At 64.7% G+C, this 25873-nt stretch carries 23 protein-coding genes and 1 pseudogene; 2 read left to right on the top strand and 22 right to left on the bottom strand.

The window, feature by feature from the left end; genetic code table 11:
- Positions 1–12: 12 nt before the first annotated feature.
- From V7M64_RS08700 to merC, 8 genes are all read right to left on the bottom strand, one after another.
- Positions 13–969 (bottom strand): cation diffusion facilitator family transporter, encoded by a 957-nt coding sequence (locus V7M64_RS08700; protein WP_008209840.1) that lies wholly within the window; start codon positions 967–969, stop codon positions 13–15.
- Between the two features lie 94 nt (positions 970–1063).
- The gene (locus tag V7M64_RS08695; protein ID WP_008209838.1) at positions 1064–1390 is read right to left on the bottom strand and encodes a P-II family nitrogen regulator; all 327 of its coding nucleotides are present in this window, start codon (positions 1388–1390) and stop codon (positions 1064–1066) included.
- The gene (locus tag V7M64_RS08690; protein ID WP_333678602.1) at positions 1387–4521 is read right to left on the bottom strand and encodes a CusA/CzcA family heavy metal efflux RND transporter; all 3135 of its coding nucleotides are present in this window, start codon (positions 4519–4521) and stop codon (positions 1387–1389) included. Before V7M64_RS08690 ends, V7M64_RS08695 begins: the two co-directional genes overlap by 4 nt.
- Positions 4521–5618: an efflux RND transporter periplasmic adaptor subunit gene (locus V7M64_RS08685; protein WP_333678601.1), complete on the bottom strand. Its 1098-nt coding sequence runs from the start codon at positions 5616–5618 to the stop codon at positions 4521–4523. The genes V7M64_RS08690 and V7M64_RS08685 overlap by 1 nt, the downstream gene beginning before the upstream one ends.
- The gene (locus V7M64_RS08680; protein WP_237711758.1) at positions 5615–6919 is read right to left on the bottom strand and encodes a TolC family protein; all 1305 of its coding nucleotides are present in this window, start codon (positions 6917–6919) and stop codon (positions 5615–5617) included. The genes V7M64_RS08685 and V7M64_RS08680 overlap by 4 nt, the downstream gene beginning before the upstream one ends.
- A gap of 71 nt (positions 6920–6990) precedes the next feature.
- Positions 6991–7377, bottom strand: a complete 387-nt coding sequence (locus tag V7M64_RS08675; protein ID WP_008208631.1) for a hypothetical protein — start codon at positions 7375–7377, stop codon at positions 6991–6993.
- A 108-nt stretch (positions 7378–7485) separates the two neighbouring features.
- Complete coding sequence (locus tag V7M64_RS08670) at positions 7486–7701, bottom strand: GDCCVxC domain-containing (seleno)protein (RefSeq protein WP_008208629.1); 216 nt, start codon at positions 7699–7701, stop codon at positions 7486–7488.
- Between the two features lie 70 nt (positions 7702–7771).
- Entirely contained in the window at positions 7772–8194 is a 423-nt protein-coding gene (gene merC, locus V7M64_RS08665) for an organomercurial transporter MerC (protein WP_333678599.1), read from the bottom strand.
- A 69-nt stretch (positions 8195–8263) separates the two neighbouring features.
- Here merC and merR point away from each other — a divergent pair, with 69 nt between their 5' ends.
- A complete protein-coding gene (merR, locus tag V7M64_RS08660) occupies positions 8264–8671 on the top strand; it encodes an Hg(II)-responsive transcriptional regulator (RefSeq protein ID WP_333678597.1) in 408 nt (135 codons plus the stop codon).
- A gap of 133 nt (positions 8672–8804) precedes the next feature.
- Here merR and V7M64_RS08655 read toward each other — a convergent pair whose 3' ends face one another.
- The 12 genes and pseudogenes from V7M64_RS08655 to V7M64_RS08600 form a co-directional block, all read right to left on the bottom strand.
- Positions 8805–9146, bottom strand: a complete 342-nt coding sequence (locus V7M64_RS08655) for a hypothetical protein (RefSeq protein WP_333678596.1) — start codon at positions 9144–9146, stop codon at positions 8805–8807.
- A gap of 131 nt (positions 9147–9277) precedes the next feature.
- Positions 9278–9628, bottom strand: coding sequence for a copper-binding protein (locus V7M64_RS08650; protein WP_092700938.1), 351 nt, complete (start codon positions 9626–9628; stop codon positions 9278–9280).
- A complete protein-coding gene (locus tag V7M64_RS08645; protein ID WP_333678595.1) occupies positions 9625–12804 on the bottom strand; it encodes a CusA/CzcA family heavy metal efflux RND transporter in 3180 nt (1059 codons plus the stop codon). The genes V7M64_RS08650 and V7M64_RS08645 overlap by 4 nt, the downstream gene beginning before the upstream one ends.
- A complete protein-coding gene (locus tag V7M64_RS08640) occupies positions 12801–14081 on the bottom strand; it encodes an efflux RND transporter periplasmic adaptor subunit (protein ID WP_333678594.1) in 1281 nt (426 codons plus the stop codon). Before V7M64_RS08640 ends, V7M64_RS08645 begins: the two co-directional genes overlap by 4 nt.
- Positions 14078–15367 (bottom strand): TolC family protein, encoded by a 1290-nt coding sequence (locus tag V7M64_RS08635; protein WP_333678593.1) that lies wholly within the window; start codon positions 15365–15367, stop codon positions 14078–14080. The genes V7M64_RS08640 and V7M64_RS08635 overlap by 4 nt, the downstream gene beginning before the upstream one ends.
- A gap of 75 nt (positions 15368–15442) precedes the next feature.
- Complete coding sequence (locus V7M64_RS08630) at positions 15443–15904, bottom strand: hypothetical protein (RefSeq protein ID WP_008214637.1); 462 nt, start codon at positions 15902–15904, stop codon at positions 15443–15445.
- Between the two features lie 91 nt (positions 15905–15995).
- Positions 15996–16631, bottom strand: a pseudogene (locus V7M64_RS08625) (cytochrome c); the annotation flags it as partial.
- Between the two features lie 11 nt (positions 16632–16642).
- Complete coding sequence (locus V7M64_RS08620) at positions 16643–17893, bottom strand: copper resistance protein B (protein ID WP_333678587.1); 1251 nt, start codon at positions 17891–17893, stop codon at positions 16643–16645.
- Entirely contained in the window at positions 17890–19659 is a 1770-nt protein-coding gene (locus V7M64_RS08615; RefSeq protein ID WP_333678586.1) for a copper resistance system multicopper oxidase, read from the bottom strand. The genes V7M64_RS08620 and V7M64_RS08615 overlap by 4 nt, the downstream gene beginning before the upstream one ends.
- Positions 19660–20240: 581 nt before the next feature.
- Positions 20241–20570 carry a hypothetical protein gene (locus V7M64_RS08610; protein ID WP_333678621.1) on the bottom strand — a complete coding sequence of 110 codons (330 nt, stop codon included), beginning with the start codon at positions 20568–20570 and terminating at the stop codon, positions 20241–20243.
- A gap of 111 nt (positions 20571–20681) precedes the next feature.
- Positions 20682–20990, bottom strand: coding sequence for a hypothetical protein (locus tag V7M64_RS08605; RefSeq protein WP_333678585.1), 309 nt, complete (start codon positions 20988–20990; stop codon positions 20682–20684).
- On the bottom strand, positions 20987–22150 hold the full coding sequence (locus V7M64_RS08600) for a tyrosine-type recombinase/integrase (protein WP_333678583.1): 1164 nt from the start codon (positions 22148–22150) through the stop codon (positions 20987–20989). Before V7M64_RS08600 ends, V7M64_RS08605 begins: the two co-directional genes overlap by 4 nt.
- Before the next feature lie 167 nt (positions 22151–22317).
- Between V7M64_RS08600 and V7M64_RS08595 the strand changes: the two genes are divergently transcribed.
- Positions 22318–23301 carry a DNA-binding protein gene (locus V7M64_RS08595; protein WP_008214616.1) on the top strand — a complete coding sequence of 328 codons (984 nt, stop codon included), beginning with the start codon at positions 22318–22320 and terminating at the stop codon, positions 23299–23301.
- 139 nt (positions 23302–23440) lie between these two features.
- On the opposite strand, the gene V7M64_RS08590 is transcribed toward V7M64_RS08595, so the two are convergent.
- Positions 23441–23608 carry a hypothetical protein gene (locus V7M64_RS08590; protein WP_333678581.1) on the bottom strand — a complete coding sequence of 56 codons (168 nt, stop codon included), beginning with the start codon at positions 23606–23608 and terminating at the stop codon, positions 23441–23443.
- A gap of 992 nt (positions 23609–24600) precedes the next feature.
- Positions 24601–25650 carry an acyl-CoA desaturase gene (locus V7M64_RS08585; RefSeq protein ID WP_333678579.1) on the bottom strand — a complete coding sequence of 350 codons (1050 nt, stop codon included), beginning with the start codon at positions 25648–25650 and terminating at the stop codon, positions 24601–24603.
- Positions 25651–25873: the final 223 nt, after the last annotated feature.

Here is a 25873-nt window from a genome sequence, read left to right as displayed (position 1 = left end):
CGAAGCGAGGGTCTAGTGCGCTGCGCCGGGTGAGGTGAACGTGCAGCCTGTCGCGCGGGCCGATTCGTCCGTGGTCGCGTGATCGGTTTGCAAGGTGGTGTGCGTGATGGCGAAACGATCATGCAGCATCGCTTCGATCTCTCGGCGCACATCGTGGCAGTCGATGTCGTGATTCACGTAGATGTGGCCCGACAGTGCCGGCATGCCCGAGGTCACTTCCCACACGTGCAGATCGTCCAGCCGAGTCACCGCCGGCATGGCACGGATCGCCTCGGCAATGGATACTGGGTCCAGACCGCGTGGTGCCGCTTCCAGGAAGATGCGGCCCGAGTCGCGCACCAGTCCGATACCGGCTTTCAGCATCAATCCGGCGACGACCAGTGCGGCAAGGGAGTCCACGCGATTCCAACCCGTCCACCAGATGATGGCACCGGCAATGGCAGTGGCGATGAAGGCGTAGAGATCGGTGAGGATGTGCTGGAAGCTGCCTTCCACGTTGAGGCTTTGCCGGTTGGCCTTGCTCATCGCCCACACGGCGAGCAGGTTGACGCCAATACCGACCACCGCGATCACCGTGACCAGCAGACCTTCCACCACCGGCGGGTCGATCAGCCGGCGGATCGCCTCGACGATGAACCAGACCGACAGCAACAACAGCGTCAGCCCGTTCGCCTGGGCGCTCAGGATTTCGACCCGCTTGAGTCCGAACGTGTAGCTGCCACTGGCCGGGCGGCTGGCCAGACGCATCGCGACAAGCGCCAGTCCGATCGAGCCCACATCGGTGAGCATGTGCCCGGCATCGGAAATCAGGGCCAACGACTTGGCCAGGATGCCGACCACCACCTCGACCGCCATGAAGCCGAGCAGCAGCAACAGCGCGATGGTCAGGTACTTCTTGTCCGCATCCGGTGCCACGCCATGGCTATGGTCGTGATGATGGTCATGTTCGTGGGGCTTGGTTGTGCCCATAGGAGTCTCCAGTGCGGCGGCCACTCTACGTGAGCGCCAAAGTGTTATGACATGACATCGGGAAGGACGGGCGGGAGTGACCCGCCCGTCTTCTTCATTCAGCCCCTTGACCGTCGATGGGCCACGCCCGATCCACCGTGCTCTGGTAGACCCAGCCGGCCACACTCTGACCGGTGCGCCCGTGCAGGCGGATCAACTGCACCGCCCGTTCGGCCTGATCGTCCTCACAGAACACTTCGAGCTTGATCTGCCGGGTCACCCGTTCGCCCAGTTCCATCGAATAGACCTGTTCCTGGCCGTTGAGCGCGGTCAGCAGACCTTTGACGTCGCTCACCGACAGGTAACGAAACCCCGCTTCTTCCAGCGCATGGATGACGTCGACCACGCGGCCACGATGGATGAAGGCCTTCACTTCTTTCATGGGGTCTTCTCCTTGGCGAGGCGCCGGGCGGCGCGTTCTTCGATCCAGTCGTAGAGCACCGGCAGCAGCACCAGCGTCAGCAAGGTCGAGGTGATCAGACCACCGACCACCACGGTGGCGAGCGGGCGCTGGGTTTCCGCACCCACGCCACTGGAGAGCAGCATCGGCACCAGGCCCAGGATCGCTACGCTCGCGGTCATCATCACCGGGCGCATGCGCAGGGCCGTACCGCGGATCACTGCCTCGCGCACAGGCAAGCCTTTCTCACGTTGTTCGTTCAAGAAACTCACCAGCACGATGCCGTTCAACATCGCCACGCCGAACACCGCGATGAAGCCGATGGCCGAGGGTACCGACAGGTATTGCCCGGTGATCGCCAAGCCGACGATGCCGCCGATGGTGGCAAACGGCACGTTGGCCAAGATCAGCGTGGCGTGCTTCACCGAGTTGAACGCGGTGTAGAGCAAGACAAAGATGAAGAAAATCGTCGCCGGCACGATCAGCGACAATCGCTTCAACGCCCGCTGCTGGTTCTCGAACGCGCCGCCCCATTCGCTGTAATAGCCAGTCGGCAACTTCACCTGCTGCGCGATGGCCGCATTGGCGTCCTTGACGAAGCCGTCGATGTCGCGGCCGCGCACGTCCATCTGGATCACCGCATAGCGCTGCAACTGCTCGCGGCGGATGAACGAATAGCCTTCCGCATCGCTGACCTCGGCCACCTGCGACAAATGCACCAACGCGCCGCTGGGCGTACGGATCGGAATGCGCTGGATCGCCGGCAAGGAGGCCTTGTCGGCATCGTCCAGCCGTACCGCGATATCGAAGCGCTTCACGCCGTCGAGCAAGGTCGTCACCGGCTCGCCACCGATGCCGTTCTTCACCACGGTGAGCACGTCGTCGGCGTTCAAGCCATAGCGAGCCAACGCATCGCGATCCACCTTGATGCGGATCTGCGGCTTGCCGATGTTTGCCTCCAGTGCGAGATCCGCCACGCCCGGCACCCCGGCCAGCACGTTCTTGATGCGACCGCTCAGACGATCCAACTCGCCCAAGTCATCTCCATAGATCTTCAGCGCCAGCGTGGCACGCACGCCGGAAATCAATTCCTCGATGCGCATCTGGATCGGCTGGGTATAGCTCACCACGGCGGTCGGCAACGCCGCCGACAATTCCTTCTGCATCGCTTCCTCGATGCTTTCCAGCGTCTCGCCCTTGCGCCATTGATCCTTGGGTTTCAGCGGCGTGTACACCTCCATGTAGTTCACATCTGCCGTCTCGCCTTTCTCGGCGCGACCGATCATCGCCAGTGTGGTCTCGACCTCGGGAAACTTCTGTTTGACCAGTGTCGAGACCTGTTTGGAGATGGCGATCGACTCGTCCAGCGACGCCGACGGGATCGAGGTGATGCGCCACATGATGGCGCCTTCCTTCAGGTTGGGCATGAACTCCTTGCCCAGGAACGGGAACAGCGCGAGGCTGCCGATCAAGGCCCCGGCGGCGATGCCCAGCACCAACTTGCGGCGTGCCAGCGCCCAGGCGAGTACCGTGGCGTAATGACGTTTCAGGAACGCCACCAGCCAGGTGTCCTTCTCTTCCTTCGGCTTCAACACCAGCGCGGCGAGTACCGGGATCAGGGTCAAGGCGAGAATCAGCGAGCCGGCCATCGCGAAGCTGATATTGAACGCCATCGGCTTGAACATCTTGCCTTCCAGTCCCTGCAGGCTGAACAGCGGCAGGAACACCACGATGATGATCAGGATCGCGAACGCCATTGGATTGGCTACTTCACGAGCGGCCGCCAGCACGGCGGCAGTGCGATCCACCGGACCGCCATGCGCCTTGCGCTCGGCCATGATGCGGTAGGCGTTCTCCACCATCACCACCGCGCCATCCACCATCATGCCGATACCGATCGCCAAGCCCGCCAGCGACATCAAGTTGGCCGACAGCCCCACCTGATTCATGCAGATGAAGGCGATCAGCATCGCCAGCGGCAACGCGACCACGACCACCAGCGCGCTGCGAAATTCGCCCAGGAACAGGAACAGCACCAGCGCCACCAGGATCGAGCCTTCCACCAGCGCGCGCACCGCGGTGCCCACCGCCGCATTGACCAGTTCGGTGCGCTCGTACACCGGCTTGACTACGACACCGGGCGGCAACGCCTGCTTCACCGTGTCGAGCTTGGCTTTGACCGCATCGACCACGCTCTTGGCGTTCTCGCCGATGCGCGCCAGCGCCATGCCCAGCACGACTTCCTTGCCATCACGCGTCACCGCCCCGGTGCGCGGTGCCCCGGCCTCGGTAATGGTGGCCACGTCCCGCACGTAGACCGGCGTGCCGTCTTCGGTCTTCAACACGATGTTGCCCAGATCCTTGGCGTTCTGGATCAAGCCCAACCCGCGCACCAGGTACTGCTCGCGCCCCACGTCGACGAAGTTGCCGCCGACTTGCGCATTGTTCGCCTGCAGTGCCTCGATTACGTTCTTGAAGCCGAGTTTGTGCGCGATCAGTTTCATCGGATCGATGCGCACCTGGAACTGCTTTTCCTGCCCGCCCCACGAGCTGACGTCATCGACACCCGGCGCGGTGCGCAGGATCAGACGGATGGTCCAGTCCTGCAGCGTGCGCAGATCCATGTCGTTCGGTGCCGTACCGGCCGTGGCGCCTTTCAAGGTGTTGTCGGCGCGCTCGACGGTGTACCAGAACACCTGGCCGAGACCGGAGGTGTTCGGTCCCATTTCCGGTTTGCCATAACCCGCCGGCAAACGATCGCCGACCTGTTGCAGCCGCTCGTTGACCAGTTGACGGGCGAAGTAGATGTCCATGCTGTCGTCGAAATAGACCGACACATACGACAGGCCGAACAGGCTCACCGAGCGGATCTGCTCCACCTTGGGCAAGCCGGCCAGCGCCGACTCCACCGGCGTGGTGAGCAGTTGCTCCACATCCTCTGCCGCCAGTCCCGAGGCTTCGGTGTAGACGTTGACCTGCACCGGGGTGACATCAGGAAAGGCATCGATGGGTAGCTGACGTACGGCCTGGAAACCGAGAAAACCGATCACCACGAAGATGATCAGTACCAGCACCTTGTAGCGCAGAGAGAATTCAACCAGACGTTCCAACATCATTCTTCTCCCAGCTGCGAGCGCAGCAAGCGGGCCTTCAAAGCGAACGCGCCCTTGCGCACGTAGGTGTCGCCGGATTTCAGGCCTTGCGTGATCACCGTCCAGCCATCACGCGTATCGCCAACCATGACCGACGCCGGCTCGAACGGGCCGTTGCCTTTGGCGAGGAACACGGTCGGCTGGTTCTGCAGCAACACGATCGCTTCGGCGGGAACGGCCAGCTTCGGCACCGCGCTGCCGGCGGCGATGCGGGCTTCGACCAGCTCACCCGGATGCAGCAGATCCTGGCGGTTGTCGACTTCGATGCGCACCGGCACCGTGCGGGTGCGCTCATCGGTCTGATGCGAGCGCTGCACGACCTTGCCGGGGATCGCGGTGTCGTGCACGAGGATGCGGACATCGGCATCGGGCTTGACCCGTTCGGCATCGGCCGGCGCCATCTGCGCGACGACCCAGACCGAATCCTCCTTGACCAGGGTGAACAGCGTGCGGCCCGGTTCCACCCGCTCACCGACCAGGAACTCGTCGGTGGTGACGCGACCACCGGCCGGGGCCAGTAGCTCGAAGCTGCCATCCGCACCGGCCGAACCCTTGCGCAGCAGGCCACCGATCTGACCGTCGGACAGTCCGTAGGCACGCAACTTGGCACGCGCCTGATCGCGCTGCACCTTCGCTTCGTTGTAGCGCCGTGCCGAGACCGCCTGCGGCCCCAGCGACGCGATCCGTTGCCAGTCCTGCTCGGCCACGATCAACGCACCTTGCGTCTCGGCGACCTGCACGCTGGAGAGCACCACCAACGGCGCACCGGTTTTCACTACGTCGCCGAGCTTGGCTTTGCGGGCCAGCACCTGCGATTCCACGCGCGGCGACACCAGTACGGTGGAATACGCATCGGCCTTCACTTCGCCGGGGGCTTTGAGTTCGTCGGTTAAGGCGCGGGGGGCAACCTTGTCGAGCACAATACCGGCGTCCTTGATCGCCTTGGCGTCCAGGGCGAGTGGATTGGCCGGTGCCGGTTCCTGCGCCATGACGGGGCCGGCCAACACAGCCAGCAGCGCCATGCCCAGCAGACTGCGTTTCAAAAGAGAGGGATTCATCGCGAGATTTCCTGATTAAGGCCGTCCTGAGTGCGGCCATCGAGCCAGTCAGTGAGACGGCCCGCAGCGGTGAGGTAATCGAACCAGGTCTGCCAGGTCTGGCTTTCCAGTTCTTGGCCGGACAACGCGGTGTCCAAGCTCTGTTTGAGCTGTACGAGGTAATCGGAGGTGCTGATTTCACCGGCGCGCCAGAGCTTTTCCAGCAACGCGGTGCGATCCTCGAACGCGGCGGCCCGGCCACCGCGGAACGCCTCGGCGGCATGCCGCAAGGCGGCATAGCGGGTCTGCGTTTCCTGCAGGCTGGCACGCAGCACAAACTGACGCGAACGCGCGGAAGCGGCGGCTGCATCGGCTTCCGCGCGGGCGGCATCCACTTCGGCACGGCCGGTGTTGAGTACCGGCAAGGGAATGGAAACACTCAAGCCGATCACCTGATCGGTGCGCGGCCCGCTGCGCACCTGTCCGCCGGTCAGGCTGAGCGTGGGGTCGGGGATGCGTGCCCGGCGGGCGACTTGCACGCCTGCTTCGGCGCTCGCTTGTTGGGCACGGGACTGCCGCAGTTCGGGCAGCTCATCGACCGGCAACGGCGTAACACTGCCCGCCGCAGGCGACAGGCCAATAGGTAGCGGTGGCAGCGTGGTCGGCTGATCGCCGCTGATGACCAGCAATGCCGCACGGGCCGCCGCTTCATTGCCGGCGAGAGTAGCTTGCTGCACCTGCGCCTCGCCCAAGGCCAGACCGGCCAAATCGCGCTCCGGACTGCTGATGTCGCCTACCTTCAGCCGTTGCGCGGCCAGATCATCGAAGCGTTGCATCAGCGCCAGGCGACGTCGGCCCAGCTCGCTCTGTCGGGCTGCGAGTGCAGCCGTCGACCACGCCTTCAACCAACGGGCCGCGACGTCGCGACGCAAGAGGTTATAGGTCGCCTCGGCGGCGCGCAGGTCGGCCTTGCCCTGACTGGCCCGGGCACGACGCTTGCCGGACAGATCCAGCGGCAGGCTGATGCCGGCCGTGCGCCGATTGACGTCCGCATTCTCCGCATCGAGCGACAGCGAGGGGTTGTACAGCGGCTGGGCTGCAGCGCGCGCACGGGCCTGGGCCGCGTCAAGGTCCGCCCGCGCGGCCTGCACCTCGGGGCTGGCTTGCCAGATACGGTGTACCGCCTCCTGCAAGGGCGACGATGCCAGCGCAGTCGGCAGAGGACCTATCGGTGGGGAAGGATGGGATACGGGGGCGGCACCGAGCATCGCCGCATACAACAGACACACGGCGCCGATCGGCGCCGAACGAAAAACAGACATGAAGCCATCTCCTGAAAACGGTCACGAAGCGATGCACCGCACAGGCGGTGGCGTCGCGTAACGGAGCGGTTTCAGGCGATCGGAGGGCGCAACAATGAGCCGGTGGTGGCCGGCGTGACCCCCGAATGGAAGGTGAGCGGCGCGAAGTGCGCCTCCATCCGGGCGATGGGAAGCGGTGCACTGGCCGGCAACGTCACCGAATGCGCACAGGCGCAATGACAGCCGCTTCCTTCGCCAAGGAGACAGCTGTTTGCATCGTCAGCCGCTGTCGGGCTGACGGCGGTATCCGCCACCAGGGGGACGGTGACCGTCGTCGTCGAAGCGAATCGCGCCCCCGGCCCATCGGCCATACAGATCGACCCGCTGACCAGCTTGATCAGCAACACGGCCACGGCCAACACCCACAGACCGCGGTGGCGGCGCAGGCGAGTCAGCAGGGATGGCGCAGACCGATACATGCTTCGATCCTAAACGACAGTCGCGCTGTTAGACAATTTCACTTGGGCGCCGGTCGTGATGAATTCAGACAGCCCCTACAGTCGCCAGCCGACCCCTATGAAGATGGTCTACCCGCAGCACGACTTCTGTTGCTGGATCGGTGGACACGGCACGCTGCCGTAGGAGCAGAACACGCAGCAGTCGCCGGCTTTCGGTCGGAGCAGTTCGCCGCAACCCGCACAGTCGTAGAAGAACTGGCACGCGTCAGTCGGCATGGTCTCGGTGGCCTGATGGCCGCAATGCGGACAGGCCAGGGTGCTCTGCAGGATGAGTTCGGTCGTCATGCGTTTCGCCGGAGAAATGGATGGGAAGTGTCGGCAGGGTCTTCGTTGTGCCCATGTCTATCGTGTCGATTCAGTGGGCATCCATCGCATCACTGGCCGTGCGGCAGGACGCGCTGGGAGCCGGCGCCAGCAGATCGCGGACTGAGACCGCCACCATCAGCAGCAGGCCCGGATAGAGGAGCCATCCGGTGCGATGGCCACTGGCCCGCATCACCCATACCGCCAGCAGCACCAGCAGCGGACCGAGCATACCGAGCACGGCACGCGACCACTGCCGGTGACTGAGCCAGCCCAGCGCATTGGCGAGCAGCGCGATGGCGGCAAACGCCGGCAACAGGATGCGGATGAACAGGCCTTCATACGGACTCAGTACGCCCAGCCCGATCGCCGCACCGAGGCTGGCCAGGGCGGGAAAGCAATTCACGCAGGCCGCCGCCGAGACGACACTGCCGATCAGTCCGGCCTTGTCGGCCAGCCGAGTGAGCAGGGACATGGGGTTCTCCTTTCGCGCGGAATGCCGATGATCTAAGGTATTCCCGTAGTCAAGTACGGAGTCAAGTCCATGCCCTCCACGCAGGAAACGTTTTCCATCGGCGCCTTCGCCAAGGCAGCCGGAGTCAATGTCGAGACGATCCGCTTCTACCAGCGCAAGCGCCTGTTGGCGGAGCCCGCCCGTCCTCCGGGCGGCATTCGTCGCTACGGAAACGCGGAGGTCGCGCGGGTGAAGTTCGTGAAATCCGCGCAGCGGTTGGGATTCAGCCTCGATGAGGTGGCGCAGCTATTGCGGCTGGAGGACGGCACCCATTGCACGGAAGCGGCCAGTCTGGCCGCGCTGCGGCTGGCCGATGTACGCCATCGGCTGGCCGACCTCGCACGCATGGAAACAGCCCTCGCTGCGCTTGTCGAGCAATGCGGCACGCGTCAGCGCAACGTGTCCTGCCCGCTGATCGCCTCGCTGCATGCCCGCTGAAATGGCGGCAGGCAGGATGCGACAGGCATGACGCCGGTGGAGCGCATCGGCTGGATGGTGCAACCACGCCTTCACCACTCCGCCATGGCCCGTCGCGGAGCATGCCGCCTTGGCGGCCTCGTCGTCGTGCCGTTCAGGGCATGGGCCGCGTGTGATCTGCCCACTGCGCCGTGCCCTGGATCAGTTCCGCCCGCACGCAATGCGCGTCCGTGATCGACGTAACGGTGGCTTGCCCGCTCAAGGCGAAGTGTTCAATGGGCACGCCTTTGCTGGGAATCACGTAAGCCACCCGCATGACCTGCAGCCGCGTGCCGACGGCGGACAGTGGCGTAACCCGGTAGCAGATGTCCAGCTGCCGTCCGTTAACATGACCAATCCAGCCGTCGGCGTAAGTATTGTTCGCGTGCGCGATCGTGCCGATGGTCAAGCCCGTGAATAGCAGGGCGGTGCCGAGATACGCAGTGTGCGATTTCATCGGTGTACTCCAAAATCATCGGACTACCGTGGACAGGTGCGGCCACAAACCTCACGATGCACGTGGCCGCACTGCCACCCCCGCCGGTCGGCCCCTGCCGGAGGCAAGCGCCGGTTGGCGGCGGTTCCCGATCAACCTGCCGGGCTGATCGCCGTCACCGTGCTGGCCATGCCGGCCGGATGCAGGGTGAACTTCACCTGCTCGCCCACCTTCACCTTTTGCAGCAGCGCCGGCGGATCGGCCTTGAAGGTCATGGTCATCGCCGGCCAGCCGATCGCGGCGATGGCCTGATGCTGCAGCGTGATCGTGCCCTTGGCCGTATCGATCGCCTTGACGATGCCCACGCCCTGCGCCTGGGTGGGCTTCGCCGCTTGCATGCCGGCCATGCCAGGCATGTTGGGATCCATCTGCTGGGCGAACGCGGCGGTCGAGGCCAAGGCCAGCGCACTGGAGCATGCGAGGGTGAAAACGTACTTCTTCATGGTTGGATCTCCTGGGGTGGATGAAACGTCGGGGTGGATCGCGCTGCTTTGCGCAGCCGGTACCGCATCAGCAGACGGAACGCCGCCGGCAGCACCAGCATGGTCAGCAGCGTCGCGGTGACCATGCCGCCGATCATCGGTGCGGCGATGCGCTGCATGACTTCGGAGCCAGCGCCGTGGCCGAGCAGGATCGGCAGCAGGCCAGCGATGATCACCGCCACGGTCATCGCCAACGGCCGCACGCGCTGTGCGGCCCCTTGGCGAATGGCTTCATCCAGCGCGTCGATACCCGCACGGGGATCCAGCGCAAGTTGCCGATCCCACGCATGGCGCAGGTACAGCAGCATCACCACGCCGAACTCGGCGGCGACGCCGGCCAGCGCGATGAAGCCGATCACCGTGGCTACTGATACCGCATGGCCGAGCAGCCAGATCAGCCACAGGCCGCCGACCAGCGCCAGCGGCACGTTGGCCATGATGAGCGCCGCCTCACTGGTCCGCCGGAACACCGCATAGATCAGCCCGAAGATGATCAGCAATGCCACCGGCACCACCAGCTTGAGTCGTTGCGCCGCGCTGGCGAGGTACTGGAACTGCCCCGACCACTCCAGCGTGACGCCGGGCGGCAGCGTGACCTGCCGGGCCACCGCGCGCTGCAGCCGGGCGACCACGCCGCCGAGGTTGCTGCTGGCCGTGTCGATGTAGACGTAGGTCGCCAGCTGGCCGTCCTCGCTCTTCAGCATCGACGGCCCCGCCGCAACGGTGATGTCGGCGACCTGGCTCAACGTGAGCTGGGCGCCGTTCGCAGCCACGATCGGCAGCTGCCGCAGTGCCTGCACCGAATCGCGGTCCACCCGCGGGTAGCGCACCACGATCGGAAAACGCTCGCGTCCTTCGATGCTCTGGCCAACCGGATCGCCGCCGACCACCGTGGCGATCAGCTGCTGCACGGCTTCCTGCGTGAGTCCATAGCGTGCCGCCTCGTCGCGGCGGATATGCACGTCGACATAGCGACCGCTGGTCGGACGCTCGGCCACGGCCGAGCTGACCCCGGGCACGGTCTTGGCGACTGCTTCGATGCGATCGGCGACCGTCTGCAGCGTGGTCAGGTCGGTGCCCAGCACCTTGATGCCGATCGGGCTCTTGATGCCGGTGGAGAGCATGTCGATGCGGTTGCGGATCGGCGGCACGAACAGGTTCGTCAGACCCGGCACATGCACGGCCTGGTTCAGCGCGGCCTTGATCTTGTCCATCGTCATGCCGGGGCGCCACTCGCTCTTCGGCTTGAACGTGATGGTGGTCTCGAACATCTCCAGCGGCGCCGGATCGGTGGCGGTGTCGGCGCGTCCCGCCTTGCCGAACACGTGCGCGACTTCCGGCACGGTCTTGAGCATGCGGTCGGTCAGCTGCAGCAACTGCGCGGCCTTGCCGGCTGACAACCCGGGCAGTGCGGTGGGCATGTACAGCAGCGTGCCTTCGTCCATCGCGGGCATGAACTCGCTGCCGAGCTGGCTGAGCGGCACCAGTGCGGTGAGCAGCACCAAGGCGGCCAGCCCCAGCGTGGCCTTCGGAAAACGCAGCACCACGTCGAGGATCGGCCGGTACAGCGCGATCAGGCCGCGATTGATCGGATTGGCGTGCTCGGCACGCAGGTGTCCGCGTACCAGGTAGCCCATCAGCACCGGCACCAGGGTCACCGCCAGCCCCGCGGCCGCCGCCATCGCGTAGGTCTTGGTAAACGCCAGCGGCTTGAACAGCTTGCCCTCCTGGCCTTGCAGCGCGAACACCGGCACGAACGACAGCGCGATGATCAGCAGGCTCACGAACAGCGCCGGACCCACTTCCACGGTGGCCTCGGCGATCAGCGCCCAGCGGGCGGCGCCCTGTGGTTCTTGCCCATCGTGCGCGTCGCGCCAATGCTCCAGGTGCTTGTGGGTGTTCTCGATCATCACGATCGCCGCATCGACCATTGCACCGATCGCGATCGCGATGCCGCCCAGCGACATCAGGTTCGCGGTGACGCCCTGCAGGTTCATCACGATGAAGGCGGTCAACACGCCCAATGGCAACGTGATCACGGCGACCAGCGCCGAGCGCAGGTGACCGAGGAACAGCGCGCAGACCAGCGTGACGACGAGAAACTCCTCCAGCAACTTTCGCCAGACGTTCTCCACGGTGGCGTCGATCAGCTGGGAGCGGTCGTAGGTGGGCACGATCTCGACGCCCGGCGGCAGGCTGCGTTGCAACTGCGCCAGACGCGCCTTCACCGCCGCGATGGTGGCCTTGGCGTTCTGACCCGAGCGCATCACGATGATGCCGCCGACCACTTCGCCCTGGCCGTCCAGTTCGGCGAGGCCGCGCCGGAAGGTCGGACCGCGGCGCACCGTCGCCACGTCGCGCAGCCGCACCGGCACGCCGTTCGCGTTGGCGACGATCGGCACGTTCTCGAAGTCGGCGCGGGTCTTGAGATAGCCCTCGCTGCGCACCATCAGCTCGGCCTCACCCTGCTCGATCACCGAGCCGCCGTTGGCGCCGTTGGCGGCGCGCACGGCATCAACGAGCTGCGCCACGGTGAGGCCGCGCGCGGCCAGCGCCTGCGGATCGGGCACGATCTGCCAGGCGCGGTCCATGCCGCCCAGGGTGGCCACCTCGGCGACACCCGGCACGGTTTTCAGCTGGAAGCGCAGGTTCCAGTTTTGCAGCGCGGTGAGCTGGCCGATGTCGTGTCGACCGGTGCGGTCGACCAGCGCGTATTCGTAGATCCAGCCCAGCCCGGTGGCATCCGGACCCAGTGCGGGATTGACGCCGGCCGGCAGTCGATCGCGCGCCTGGCTCAAATATTCCAGCACGCGTGAGCGTGCCCAGTAGAGGTCGGTGCTGTCGCTGAACAACACATCCACGTAGGAGTCGCCGAAGAACGAATACGCGCGCACCGTGGTCGCGCCGGGCACCGACAGCATGGTGGTGGCCAGCGGATAGGTCACCTGATCCTCCACCACTTGCGGCGACTGGCCGGGGTAGCTGGTGCGGATGATGACCTGGGTGTCGGAGAGATCGGGTAGCGCGTCGATGGACGTATGCCACGCCGAGAACACACCGACCGCCGCCAGCGCCAGCGCGGCCAGCAGCACGAACACGCGATACCGGATCGAAACGCGGATCAGCGCGGCGATCATGGCCGCTGCTCCGGCATGGGCATACCCGGCATAGCGCTACTCGCCGTATGCGCCGGTTCGCTGCTCTGCAGGCGTTGCAACGCGCCAGACAGGCTCGCCTCCGAGTCGATCAGGAACTGGCCAGACACCACCACGCGCTCATCGCTGGAAAGCCCCGCGAGAATCTCTGTGTCGCCACCGGCCGAACGGCCGAGGCGCACCGCCACCGGCCGGAACTGTCCGTTGCCCTCGGCCACGATCACCCGTGGTGTGTCGCTGCCGGTGGCGATCACGGCGCCATCGGGCACCACCAGCTCGGGCCGGGCCGGTGGCGGTTGCAGCTCCACCGTGACGAACTGACCCGGACTCAGCGCGTGATCCGGATTGGGCAGCACGATGCGCGCACGCTGGGTGCGGGTCATCGGGTCGAGGTCGGGCAACAGGGCTTCCACCTGTCCACGAAACACCTGGCCGGGCAGCGCTGTCGCACGCACGGTCACCGGCGTGCCGGTGCGCACCGTCCCCGCCGCGGCCTGCGGCAGCGCCGCCTCCACCCACACCGTGGACAGGCCGTTGAGCGTCATCAGCGTCTGCCCGGCGCCGACTTGCTGGCCTTCGCGCACGTCCAGCGTCGTGACCACGCCGCCCTTCGGCGCGTGCAGGGTGATGTGGCCACCCCGTTCCGAAGCGATGTCCTGCGCGGTCAGGCCCAGCACCTGCAGCCGTTGCCGCGCGGCTGCGCGCAACGCCTGCGCGTCAGGGGACTGCGCGTGTTGCAGGGCGCGGTATTCGGCAATCGCGCTGCTCCACTGCGGCGCCAGCAGTTCGGCCAACGGCTGCCCAGCCTTGACGGCGGTGTACGGCGCGCGCACGTCAAGCCGCTCCACCGTCGCGTCGACGCGCGCGCTCACAGTAACGGCGTCGCGCAGGTTCCAGCTCACGGTGCCCGGCACTTCGAGTTGGGCCGCCAATACCCGGCGCACCACGGGTACGGTTCGCACACCCAGGTTCTGCACGGTGGCCGGATCAATGCGCACCACGCTCTTGTCGGTGCTGCCGTCATCCGCATACTTGGGCACCATTTGCATGCCCATCGGCGACACGCCGGGATGGTCGAAGTGCTGGTCGGGCACCATCGTGTCGTACCAGTACAGCACCTTGCGTTGCGTGCCTTGCAGGCCCGCCGTGGTGCTGGCCGGCATCGATGCCGAGCCCACATGGCGCCCACCGACATACCCCAGTGCCAGCAGCACGGCGGCACCCGCCAGCGCGCCGATCACGATACCGATCCGTTTCATGGCAGGTTCTCCGAAGATGGGGTGGATTCGGGCAACAGGTAGGCCAAGGCGGCCCAGGCGCGGGCGCGAGCTGCCAGCGCATCGGCGTAGTCGAGGCGCAGCGCGATCTCGTCGCGGCGCGCATCGAGCCACGGTTGCAGCGTGCCGCCGCCGCGGTAGGCGGCCAGCGCCACCCGGCTGCGATCGCGGGCCAGCGGCAGCAGCGCCGTGCGATCGCGTGCGATCTGCCGCCCCCAGCCCTGCCAGGCGGCGACGTCGCGCGCGACGGTTTCGCGTTGCGCACGGCGGGCATCCTCGTGCGCCGACTCGACCGCATCGCGTTGCGCCTGCTTCGCGCTGATGGCGCGGTCTTGCCGGTTGCGGGTGAACAGCGGCAGGCTCACACCCATCTGCACCATCACCATGTCCGACAGATACGGCGCGCGGCGGCCGTAGGTCACGTCCACGCTCCAGTCCGGATGCTTCGAGGCGCGCGCCTGCGCCAGTGCGGCATCGGCCACCTGCTCGCGCGCCTGCCACGCCTGCATTGGCGCCTGCCGATCGGTGTGCTGTTCGAGTTGATCCGGCGCGACCGGCAACTGGTCGAAGTCCGGGGCGTCCGCCAGCGCCGTCGGTGCGTCGCCCAGCCAGCGCTGCAAGGACGCGTTGGCCGCCTGCAGATCGGCGTCAGCGGCTTCGATCCGGTTGGCCAGCGTCAGCGCCTCGGCCTGTGCCGCCAGCACGTCCGCCGCACTGCCGGTGCCGCCGTGCAACCGCGCCGTGGCGACCTGCACCGCGAGGGTACTTTCGTCGCGCAAAGCTTCCAGCAAAGTGCGCTGCTGCGTGGCCGCCCATACGCCGATCCAGGCGTTGGCGATGCGCTCGCGCACATCCTGTGCGGTGGCGGTGCGCTCGGCCTCGGCGGCATCGACCTGCGCGGCGGCCAGCGAACGATCCGCCGCGCGCGCCGCGTGCGAAGGAATCGCCTGCATCACGCCGATCGTGCGCATGGTCATCGTGTCCGAGCGCAGGCTGAAAGCGCCCGGATCGGTGACCGGGTAGTTGGAGACGCCGAACGTCAGCGAGGGATCGGGCAAGCGTCCCGCGCGCACGGCCTCGTCGCGCATCGCGGCGAGATCGGCATCGCGCGCGGTAAGCAGCGGTGCGCGGGTCACGCCTTGCCGAACAGCGGCGTCAAGCGTCAGAGGTGGAGAGGCGGTTTGGGCAGCAGCAACGGTCGCCGATCCGCCCAGGACGATAAACAGCACCCACACGCGAGGGCGTTGGGCCAAACAGGAAAACAGCATGAGGGTTCACTCCCGTGATCGAACAAGCGTCGCGCCACGCAGGCACGACGGCACCTCGGCGATGGCCGGGAGGCGCTAGATCAGCAGGGAGCAGAACAACAACGTGGCCGATGGCGGTGGCGCTCGCAGCCGGTAGTAGCGTTCGGGGACGAAAGCCGCCGGCATGGGCGGGACGACGAACGGCACCGCAGACGGCAATGCCGCCAGCAGGTTGGGCGGCACCGTCAGAGGGCGGCTATCACTGGGCGCGGACACTTGTCGGACGCAGTGCTGGGCGCACAGGACGTGGTCGCTCGCCGCATGTTGCATCTCTGGGCAGGTGCCACGCATGGCGGCGTCTCCCGCGCCCGTGCCCATCGCCATGACCGACCCCATCATGGCCGGCGGCATCGTGCAGGCGTAGGCCGCCAGGGCCGTTTGCAGGCCCAGCATGAACAGCGCACCGACCAGCAGCAGCCCGCGTGTCAGCCCTGCGCGACGTAGGTCGCGCAGGCGCCAAGGGCGCGGTTTACGTGGCGTGGATCGGGTGCGTGCCATGTGAAGTCCGTTACGGATGGGTGTGCCCGTCGCCAAGGGGCTTCGTGCCGACCGAGCCGACCGTCGCGGGCGAGGGTGCGGAAGCGGCGCCTTGGCCAGACATGTCCATGCCCTTCATGTCCATGCCACCCATGGCTGCCGCATCGTGAGCATGCGCATCGCTGTCCCCGTGACTGTGGCTACCGCCTTCATCCATGTCCATGTCCTCATCCGGCGGCGCCTTCGCCACAATCGCCTTGTATTCGGCCGGCGTCATGCCGGGCAGCTTCTCCAGGAAGGCGACCATGCTCCAGATGGTGGGATCGTCGTGGCCCGCCTTGCCCCACGCGGGCATCGCGCTCATCTTGATGCCGTGCTTGATGACCCAGAAAGCGTCCTTCGGATCGACGTGCACCTTGGAAAGGTTGGGCGGCTGCGGATACATACCGACCCGCAACTCGGAGTCGTTCACGCCGGGCGACAGATGGCAACTGGTGCACATCGCCGCGTACTGGCCGGCGCCTTTCAGGATCAGTTGCGGATCGTCGAGATTCGGCACGGTCAGATCCTCCGAGCGCACGTGGATCGAACGATCGCGCAGGGTCTGCAGCACGGCGAACACCGGCTTGGTGTGGTGATCGTCCGCCCCGATGTTGTAAAGACCGGACCAGGCGAACACGCCGGCGCCGATGGCCAAGACACCCAAGGTAACGGCGACTGTGATGACGTGTGCAGTGTGCTTTTTCATAGGTAATCCCCTCAGAACCAGATGCGGACGCCGGCCACGAGCTGCCGGTCGAGTACGGGTTGATGATCTTGCCGGGCGTAGTCGGCGGTGGTGCCGACGCGGCGGACCCAGTTCACGCCGATGTAGGGCGCGAACTGGCGGTGGAACTCGTAGCGCAGGCGCAGGCCGAACTGCACGTCGGACACGCCGCTGCCGATGCGGCGCTGCGGGTCGTCCTTGCCGTACAGGTTGACCTCGGCCTCGGGCTGCAGGATCAGCCGCTGGGTGAACAGCAACTCATAGTCAGCCCGCAGGCGCGCGGCGGTGCGGCCGTTGGCACCGGCGTAACCGGTGGCCTCCAGCTCGAACCAGTACGGGGCCAGCCCCTGCACGCCGAACGCCGCCCACGTCCGCTTCGGGCCCTCGCCGAGATCCTGGCGCACACCGAGCTGGGTGCCCCAGTAGGTGGCGATGCTGTGGTTCCAGAACGCTTCGAGGTCACCATCGTCCAGCTTGCCGCGGCTGCGCCCGCCTTCGGTCCGTACCCACAGCTTGTTCGTGTCGTTGCCGTACCAGCCTTCGGCTTCCCAGGTCTGGCCGTTCGCGTCACGGCCGTGGAAGGCCTCCAATTGATCGATCAACACCATGCCCAGCGGCGTGTTGTCGGCCATGTCCATGCCCTGCATGGAGCCGTAGCCAACGCCGTCGGAGTAGTCGGGGCTGCGCGCATTGGGTGGTGGGCTGCCGCCCTGCATCGGGCCCATCGTCATGCCCGGCATCGCGCCCATGCCGGCCATGCCAGCGTGATCCATCCCCTTCATGTCCTCCGGACTCATGCCGGGCATCGACGCGTGATCCATCCCCGACATGTCGCCGGCGGGTGCCGCCGACGAAGCCGGCGTGGCGGGCATCGGCATGCCTTGCATCGCACTGTGATTCATCCCCTTCATGCCCTTCATGTCGCCCATACCGGAGCTGGCGGCGGGCTTGGGTGGCATCGGCATGGCGGGCATCGCAGGGTGACCCATGTCGTGCGACGACGACGCCGGCTGCGTTGGCGAAGACTTCTTGCCCGACTGTTTCACCTTCGATGGCGTCGCGGGTCTGGGCGCGCTGGACGAGGCCGCCGGCATGCTCATGCCGGGCATGTTGCTCATGTCCATTGGGGCGGTGCTGCTCGACGCGGGGACACTTTGCGCGTTGGCCGCCAGCGGTAGTGCCAGCCACAGCGCCGCGAGCAGCGCGGAGCGATTCAAGTGAGTGGTTCGCGAGGTCGGGCTCATGACACCACCACCTCGCGGAACATGCCCGCTTCCATGTGATACAGCATGTGGCAGTGATAGGCCCAGCGACCGAGGTTGTCGGCGCTCACTCCGTAGGTAATGCGCTGCGCGGGTTGCACGTTGATGGTGTGCTTGCGCACCTGGAATTTACCGTCCGGGCTTTCCAGCTCGCTCCACATGCCGTGCAGGTGGATCGGGTGGTTCATCATGGTGTCGTTGACCAGCACCACGCGCAGTCGCTCGCCGCTGCGGAAGTGCACTGGCGTGGCGTCGGAGAACTTCACGCCGTCGAACGACCACATGTAGCGCTCCATGTTGCCGGTGAGGTGCAGCTCGATCTCGCGGCTCGGTTCGCGCGGGTCGATGGAGCCGCCGATGGTGTGCAGGTCGGCATAGGTGAGCACGCGTCGGCCGTTGTCGCGCAGGCCAGTACCCGGGTCATCGAGGTTGGTGCGTGGCATGTCCACGTGCATGTCGACGCCCGGGTTGTGGTATTCGGTGCGGGCGTGATGCACCACCGGTGCGGCAGCTGTTGCCATGCCGCTCATGTCCATGCCGGGCATGTCCTGCATCCCGGCCATGCCCGCCATCCCGGACATGCCGCCGTGTCCGCCGCCCTGGGCCATCGCCCCCATCATGTCCACCATGCTCACAGGCATGCGCGGATCCATCGCCGGCACCACCGCTTCCATACCGGGCCGCGGCGCCAACGTGCCACGGGCGTAGCCGGTGCGGTCGATGGACTGGGCGAAGATCGTGAACGCCCGGTCTTCCTGCGGCTCGACGATCACGTCGTAGGTTTCGGCCACCGAAATGCGGAACTCGTCGACCGGCACCGGTGCCACATCTTGGCCGTCGGCGGAGATCACCGTCAGCTTCAGGCCCGGAATGCGCACGTCGAAGATCGTCATCGACGAACCGTTGATGAAGCGCAGCCGGACCTTCTCGCCGGGCTTGAACAAGCCGGTCCAGTTGCCGGCCGGGGCGGCGCCGTTCATCAGGTAGGTGTAAGTGTAGCCCGAGACGTCACTGAGATCGGTGGAGTTCATGCGCATCTGATTCCACATCTTGCGTTCGGCCAGCGCCTGGCGCAGGCCCTGTTCGCGCACGTCGCGGAAGAACTCGGGCGCAGTGGGCTGCGCGAAGTTGTAGTAATCGCTCTGGCGCTTCAGCGTGGCGAGGATGTGCTCGGGGTTCTGGTCGGTCCAGTCGTTGAGCATCACCACGTAATCGCGGTCGCTCGGGTGACGCTCCGGTCCGGCCGGCTCGATCACCAGCGAGCCGTACAGGCCGGTCTGCTCCTGGAATCCCGAGTGCGAGTGGTACCAGTAGGTGCCGCTCTGGTGTACCGGGAAGCGGTAGGTGAAGGTTTCACCCGGTGCGATGCCTGGGAAGCTGATGCCCGGCACGCCGTCTTCTTGGAAGGGCACGATGATGCCGTGCCAGTGAATGGACGTGGGCACCCGCAACCGGTTAGTCACACGCATCGTGACGGTGGTGCCTTCCTTCCAGCGCAGGGTCGGCCCCGGGACGCTGCCATTGACGGTGGTGGCCAAGCGCGGACGGCCGGTGTAGTTCACCGGCGTCTCGGCGATGTCGAGCGCAAAGTCGGTGCCGCTGAGGATGGCAGGTTGCCCTGCAGTGTTCAGTGCCCAGGCCTTTGACGGGCGCAGCAGCCCGAGGGCAGCGATGGTGCCACCGAAGGCGACACCCTGGACGAAACGACGCCGCGACAAGTCCATCGCGGGCGGGGGAAGGATTTTCATGGGGCCTCTCCAAGACAGGCGGCATCCTCGTGGTGATGCCGATCACAGCCGATGGCTACGAGGGTCGACACGCGACCGGCGTGAGCCATGCTCATCGAAACGATGGGAGAGTCAGACCGCCGGCGGTCGGAGCGGGGGCGCGTTCGTCCCCGAAGGGGCCGTCATGCCCGAGGGCATCGCGTAAGTTGCCGCTAATGCGATCGAAGCCGGCATCAATGCCGCCCTCGACAGAAGCGCCGTGGCACACATCGCAGCACAGGCGCACTGGCCAACCGCACCGTTGCAGCAGTCCGCCGAGTGATGGCAGCAGGAATCAGCGGCGGTGGACGTTGCCGCGTGATGGCAATGCATGCCGTGTGCTGCGGCCGCGGCGACCATCGCATGCTCGGCCTGGGCATGAGATGCCATCGGCATGCTCATGGGCGCGGCCGCCACGGATTGGATCACGAGCATCAGCCACGCCAACACGCTCATCGCCCGGAGGCGACGTGAACGCGCAAGCTGACGCAACGAGAATCTCATAGGCCGAGCTTACTCGGGCGATCTGGCCCCCTCAACTCTGGAGGTGGGTTCAAGGAGATTCACGGCTTGCTGAAACCCATATGCAAGGTGATTTTGTCGCCGGCTTTCAGGCCGGCCATGGCGGACGGTGGGAAATGCACCTTCAGGGTCATGCCCTCGGTCGTCACATCAACCACGCCGGTCTTCGCATCCGCTGCCGTCACGGTCGCCGGCATCATGTGCATGCCCATCATGTTGTGGTGCATGCCTTTCATGTCCGAGTGCATCGCACCCATCTTGTCCATGCCGCTCGTGGGCGTGCTGTCCTGAGCCACGGCGACACCACTGAGGGCCGATACGAGCGCCAGGGCGCCAAGCGCCGAAAGTAATGATTTGCGTGAAATGGTCATATAGCCGTCCCAACGATGCGTTGCCAGACGCAACAGTGGGAGCGTGCGCCCCATCGTGTGTACGGACGTTGAAATTCCGGCCGATCGTCCACTTTGCTGCAGGCCATTGGGTTACACCTTCAAATACTCCTCACAGGCCACGATCAGTTCGCGTATCTCGGACTCGGTGGCGTCAGGTCGTGCCCGAAGGATGGTGCGCAGCTGCGCAATCTGATCGTTATTCGGGATCAACTCCGACGGGCTTTCCCACATCCAGTCGATCACGATCGGCAAGAGCTGGGTGGCAGGCAATGTCGCCACCTCTTGGTGGGTGGGTACGTACATGCCCATCCGAAAAACCGGGCTATCCCAACCATGGCTATCCCGGGCAGCCTGGAATGCGCTCGCCGGCATGCCAAAGCGATCGTCGGGGTCGGTCATGGCACGTCTCCGTGAGGCATCGAGTTCCCGATGCGTGTTTTGGTGGTACTGGCATGTCGCGCATCTTCCTCCGCATGAACGTAAATCGACGTCGTGCCGATGGAGCTGTGGCGGAGGTTCTGCTGGATGTGGTGAATGGGGGTGCCGTCCTCGGCTTGGTGCGTGGCGGCCGTATGCCGCAGCCAATGCGTCGATGCGCGGCGCACGCGTGTGGCTTTGACCTCATCCTGCCGTTGCAGTGTCTCTGCGACGCGTCGGAAGGTGTCCTTGACGATCTGGTAGACCGCCGTGGGCGTCAGCGGGGACGAGCGTCCGGCGATGCCCAGAATGGCCGGGATGTTGCCGTCGCCCGAAGGCACTGCGGGCAGACCGTGGAAGCGCCGATAGCGTGCAAAGTCCTCCATGAGGCCATCGCCCAGGGGAATGGTGCCTTCAACGCCACCTTTCCCAACGGTGTGCAACCACCATCGGCCACGGAGAAGCTGGAAATCACTTTCATTCGCCGCTGCTGCTTCGGCGGCCCGCAGTGCGGTTTCGTAGAGGAAACGAAGCACCCAGCGAACGCGTTCGTAGCGTTGCCGTTCCCGCGCCGTGTCCTGTGGCCAACCGTCGACGACGCGCAGCACCTCTTCCCAGAGAGCCCGGTCCAAGTAGCGTTCGATCGTGCGCCGGGTGCCGCGGCGCGCCCGTCGCCGCTGCAGCACAAACGGGCTGCCGGCGAGATAGCCGGCGCGCACGAGGTAGTTGAACAGTCCGGCGAGGATGCCCAGCGCCTGGCGGCGACTGCGGTCGGCCAACGGCCCGGCGAACAGTCGCCGATGCTCACCGCGACGGGCGAGACCGGCGTCGCACCATGCCGCCGGTGGCTGCGCGAGGAAGGCTTCGTAGGCGATCACATCCTCGCGGGTGAGACTCGACACCGGCTTGCCACGCACTTGCGTGCCCCAGAGCAGCAACCGCTCGGCCTCCTTGCGGTAGCTGCGGAAGGTATGCGGCGAGTCGTGGTATTCCGCCAGCCACAAGCCGATCGCGGCCACGTCGTCGTTGGCGGCGATCTGCCGTGCCACGCTGGCCGAGGCGCGGTTGGTGCCGGCGCATCCCGAGAGGGTGGGCGGCAAGGCTTGGGGCAACGCCAAAAGGCTCGCTGCAGGCTCAGTCATGCTTTCCGATGTCCGATGCCACGGGAAACGCAGCGTACAGCCAAAAGACTTTCGATTATGGGAGTTATCGTAAATTTCCTGATCTTATCGTTATGAATATAACGTAATACTGTGATATACATGCTGCGAGTTCTGCAAAATTGACCCGCCGAGCGACTGGAGCCGCCATGAGCCGTGTCAGTGATACCCGCCAACGTACCCGCGAAACCGCCGCTGCCTTGGTCGCGGACGGTAGACGCCCCCACGAGCTGACCGTCGACCTGATCTATGCCGCCATCCAGCAAGGTAGCCGCACCACCATCAACGACGAGCTGAAGCTGTGGAAGGACGAACGGGCCAAGGCTGATGCGGTCGGCGCCGATCTACCGCCGGCGATCGCCGATGCCATGCGCTCACTCTGGGTGGCCGCTGTGGAACAGGGGGAGAAGGTATTCAACGAGCACCGCCAGGCGCTGGAATCTGATCTGGACGCACAGAAGCGTGCGTACGATGACGTTGCTGTCGAACGGGATGCGGCACAGGCCACGGTTCATCAGCTGCAGCACGAGGTCAGTCAACTACGCGAGCAAGGCATCGAGGTGCAGCAGCAGCTCACCCGGGAAACCGAGGCCAAGCGCGATGCCCTTGGCCAGGTTCAATCGTTGCAGCACGAGGTGGCGGCCGTTCGTACCGACATGGCTCAGCAACTAGAGGCCGCACGGCAGGCCCACGACCGATTGACCACCGAATTCCAAGCGACCGTTGCAGCCCGCGATGCTACCTTTCAGGTGGAACGGGACAAAGCCAACGCGCGCGTGGAGGCCGCTCAAGCCCGCATGCTGCAAGAAACCGATGCAGCACGGGAAGGACAGCGGCAGGCAGAGCAGCAATTGGCCAAGCTGCGGCAACGTAGCGAAGACCAGCAGACCAGCCTCACGGAATTGCGATTGAACATGGCGCGCATTCGTCGAGAATTGGCCGATGGCGAAGCGCGCTTGGCGGCGATGACCAGCGTCACCGGCGAGCGTGACCAGCTCGCCTTGGAGCTGGCTGCCACGCGAGGACAGGTCAGTGGCCTGACTTTGGCGCTTCAATCAGCGGAAGCCCGCGCAGTGGCCGCAGAGAGTCAGTTGACTGTGGGCCACAAACGCCGTCAATCCAAGCAAAAATGAGAACATGGTCAATACGAAATACTATGATCCGTAACGACTTTTCGTTCTTATCCCGGTTTTCCGTTCCATTGCTCCCCAAACCCCTATCCGGAGGGGTAAACCCCTCCACCCCGTCAAGGCAAGTTTTCGTCACGCGTGACTAATTAGCATGACGCTTGCCCAACTCTTTCAGGATCGCCCTCACCCCTTCCGGGTTAGCACGCAAGATATCGTCGCGGAGCGCGTCCAACAGCACCACATCGGAATAGTCGGCAATACGCCAATACTGGAAACTCTGAACCTGTTTCGCGTTCACCAGGCGATACATACGCGTGCGCTAATCGCGCCATGTACCGCTCGATCGGGAAGAGGAACAGCCCGCGGAAATTCACGAGGCTTTCCTGGATCGGCGCGATATGGCGCAGGTTCTCGGACACCGCCAGGGCTGCGATGTCCACGGGTAAGGTCGCGAGCGATTGCTGCATACGGGTAGCGACCGCAGTTGACCTGAGTGTCGAAGTCTCGACCCTTCTCATGGGCGTCCTCGCCACGGCGGCCAGGGCGAATTCTTCTCGGCTAGAGCTCGCCTAGAAGCCACCGCACGCTCGGAGCGTGAAATGGCCATCAGCCAGCACGCCATGGCGACTTGAAAAGGATTGCAGCTGGATTTGTATGGGCGAGGTGCGCCATCGACGCACCAGGGTTGGACCTAATACGTCCAAAGGTCTCCAGCGCGGTCAACTCGAATACGAGGCCTTGTCGATTAAATGCAACGAACCGGCAGGTGTAAGTTGCAAGCCCGCTAGTGTGCCCATCTTTTGTGACGGTGGCACAGCTCCCACCCATGGCACGCCGGACTTCGGGGGGAATCGATGCATAGGGGTGCCAGTCGGCGGTGAAGTCGAAGGCAAAGTCTTTGAGTGGCCGTGATTGGCGTCGAGGCACGCGAAAACTGTACGCCGTGCCAGTCTCAAAACCTTGGAGCGAGGCATATTGGCCGGTGCGTTGCACGCATCCAGTCGAAGACGAATATTCACCCTACCCTCGATAACGCGCCCTAATCGCCCATCCCTGTGGCCGCAGAGGGATGAACGGCGCGGCTTGGCCACCGTGCGCTTGGGGTGACGACATCAATCCGTGGCGTGCAACGGCCATGGCTATCATCGACACGGTCGTCCGCCACAAACCGACTAGCCAGTGCGGATGTACCCCAACACCTCGCAATGCGCTGGTCACTTCCTCTTTTACTCGCGCGTTCAGGGGCGACATATCTATTGCATGCGTGCGCGATGGGGGACGGTTGCAGTATGGCGAAACCGTTTATCTGCCCATCTGCCGCAGCCAGCGATAGTGCGAGGCGATTCCCGCGCCGAATGAGCGATTCGTTTGGTAGGGCACGCCGTATTCGCGGCAAGTTGTCTCGACCACGCGTGAAATGGCCGGATAGTGGACATGGCAGATGCGCGGAAACAGGTGATGCTCGATCTGAAAGTTCAGGCCACCGACCAACCAGGTGACCAGCTTGTTGTCGGGCGAGAAGTTCACCGTGGTCTCAAGCTGGTGGATCGCCCATGGCGTGTCTATGCGCCCAGATTCATCCGGAGACGGGAACGACGCTTCTTCCACGGCATGCGCCAGTTGAAACACCAGTGCGAGTTGCAGCCCCGTAACCATGGTGACCACGGCGTAGTACAGCAGGACGACGCCAATTGAATGAAATACCAGCGGTAACCCGAAAGCGAGGGTGAAGAAGACGACCTTGCCGAGTATGAAACCCATCAAATCCTTTCCACGTGGCCGTGGCATCTTGCGCTTGCCGATGGTGGCCGTGAGGATGTCGCGGAAGTCATCATGCAAATGCCAGCTGATGACCGTGAAGCCGTACAGCAACCACAGATAAATGTGCTGCCAGCGATGGTGCCAATAACGCTTTTGCTGCGGCGAAAGCCGCGCCAGCCAGCCAAGGCTTATATCGCTGTCGTAATCGTCAATGTTGACGTAAGTGTGATGGAAGTGAGCATGCTTCCAATGCCAGATGTACGAACTTCCACCGACCATGTCTAGTGTCCTGGCCATCCATTTGTTGACCGAACGGCGTTCCGAATACGCGTGGTGACCAGCATCGTGCTGGATGTTGAAACCGATCTGCGCCGTGGCGACACCAAGCACAGCGCTTAGGAATAGGCCCTGCCACCAGTTTGCTGCGAAAAACACCAGCAGTACATACGAGGCGACGAAAGAAACGAGGATGATCGTCGTCTTCAGATACATGCGCGCATTGTCGCGCTGCTTGTGTTCGTTGCGCTTGAAATAAGTATCGACTCGTCGCCGTAACTCGCGATGAAACGTGTTGTCGCCGCTAAACTTCAATCTGTTCTCGCGGGCATCCACAGGCTGGTCTCGAACGGCATCGGCCATTCGATGGGACGACTCAATGGGCATCATATGCACTCGGGGAAGTTAGTGCATGTTAATCGATCCTAGATCTTTTCGTTCATAAATTTAGATCTAAGCGCTTACCTGAACCAGGAGTGTTTGAGCATAGGAGGAAGTCCGATGAGCACCACCGCGTTTTACGCCGGCATTTAAATAA

Origin of the sequence: Dyella sp. (genome assembly GCF_036746095.1) — a bacterium.
In the GTDB taxonomy this organism is placed as follows: domain Bacteria; phylum Pseudomonadota; class Gammaproteobacteria; order Xanthomonadales; family Rhodanobacteraceae; genus Dyella_B.
The sequence above is the reverse complement of the archived record's forward strand: the minus strand, read 5'-3'. Positions and strand labels throughout refer to the sequence as shown.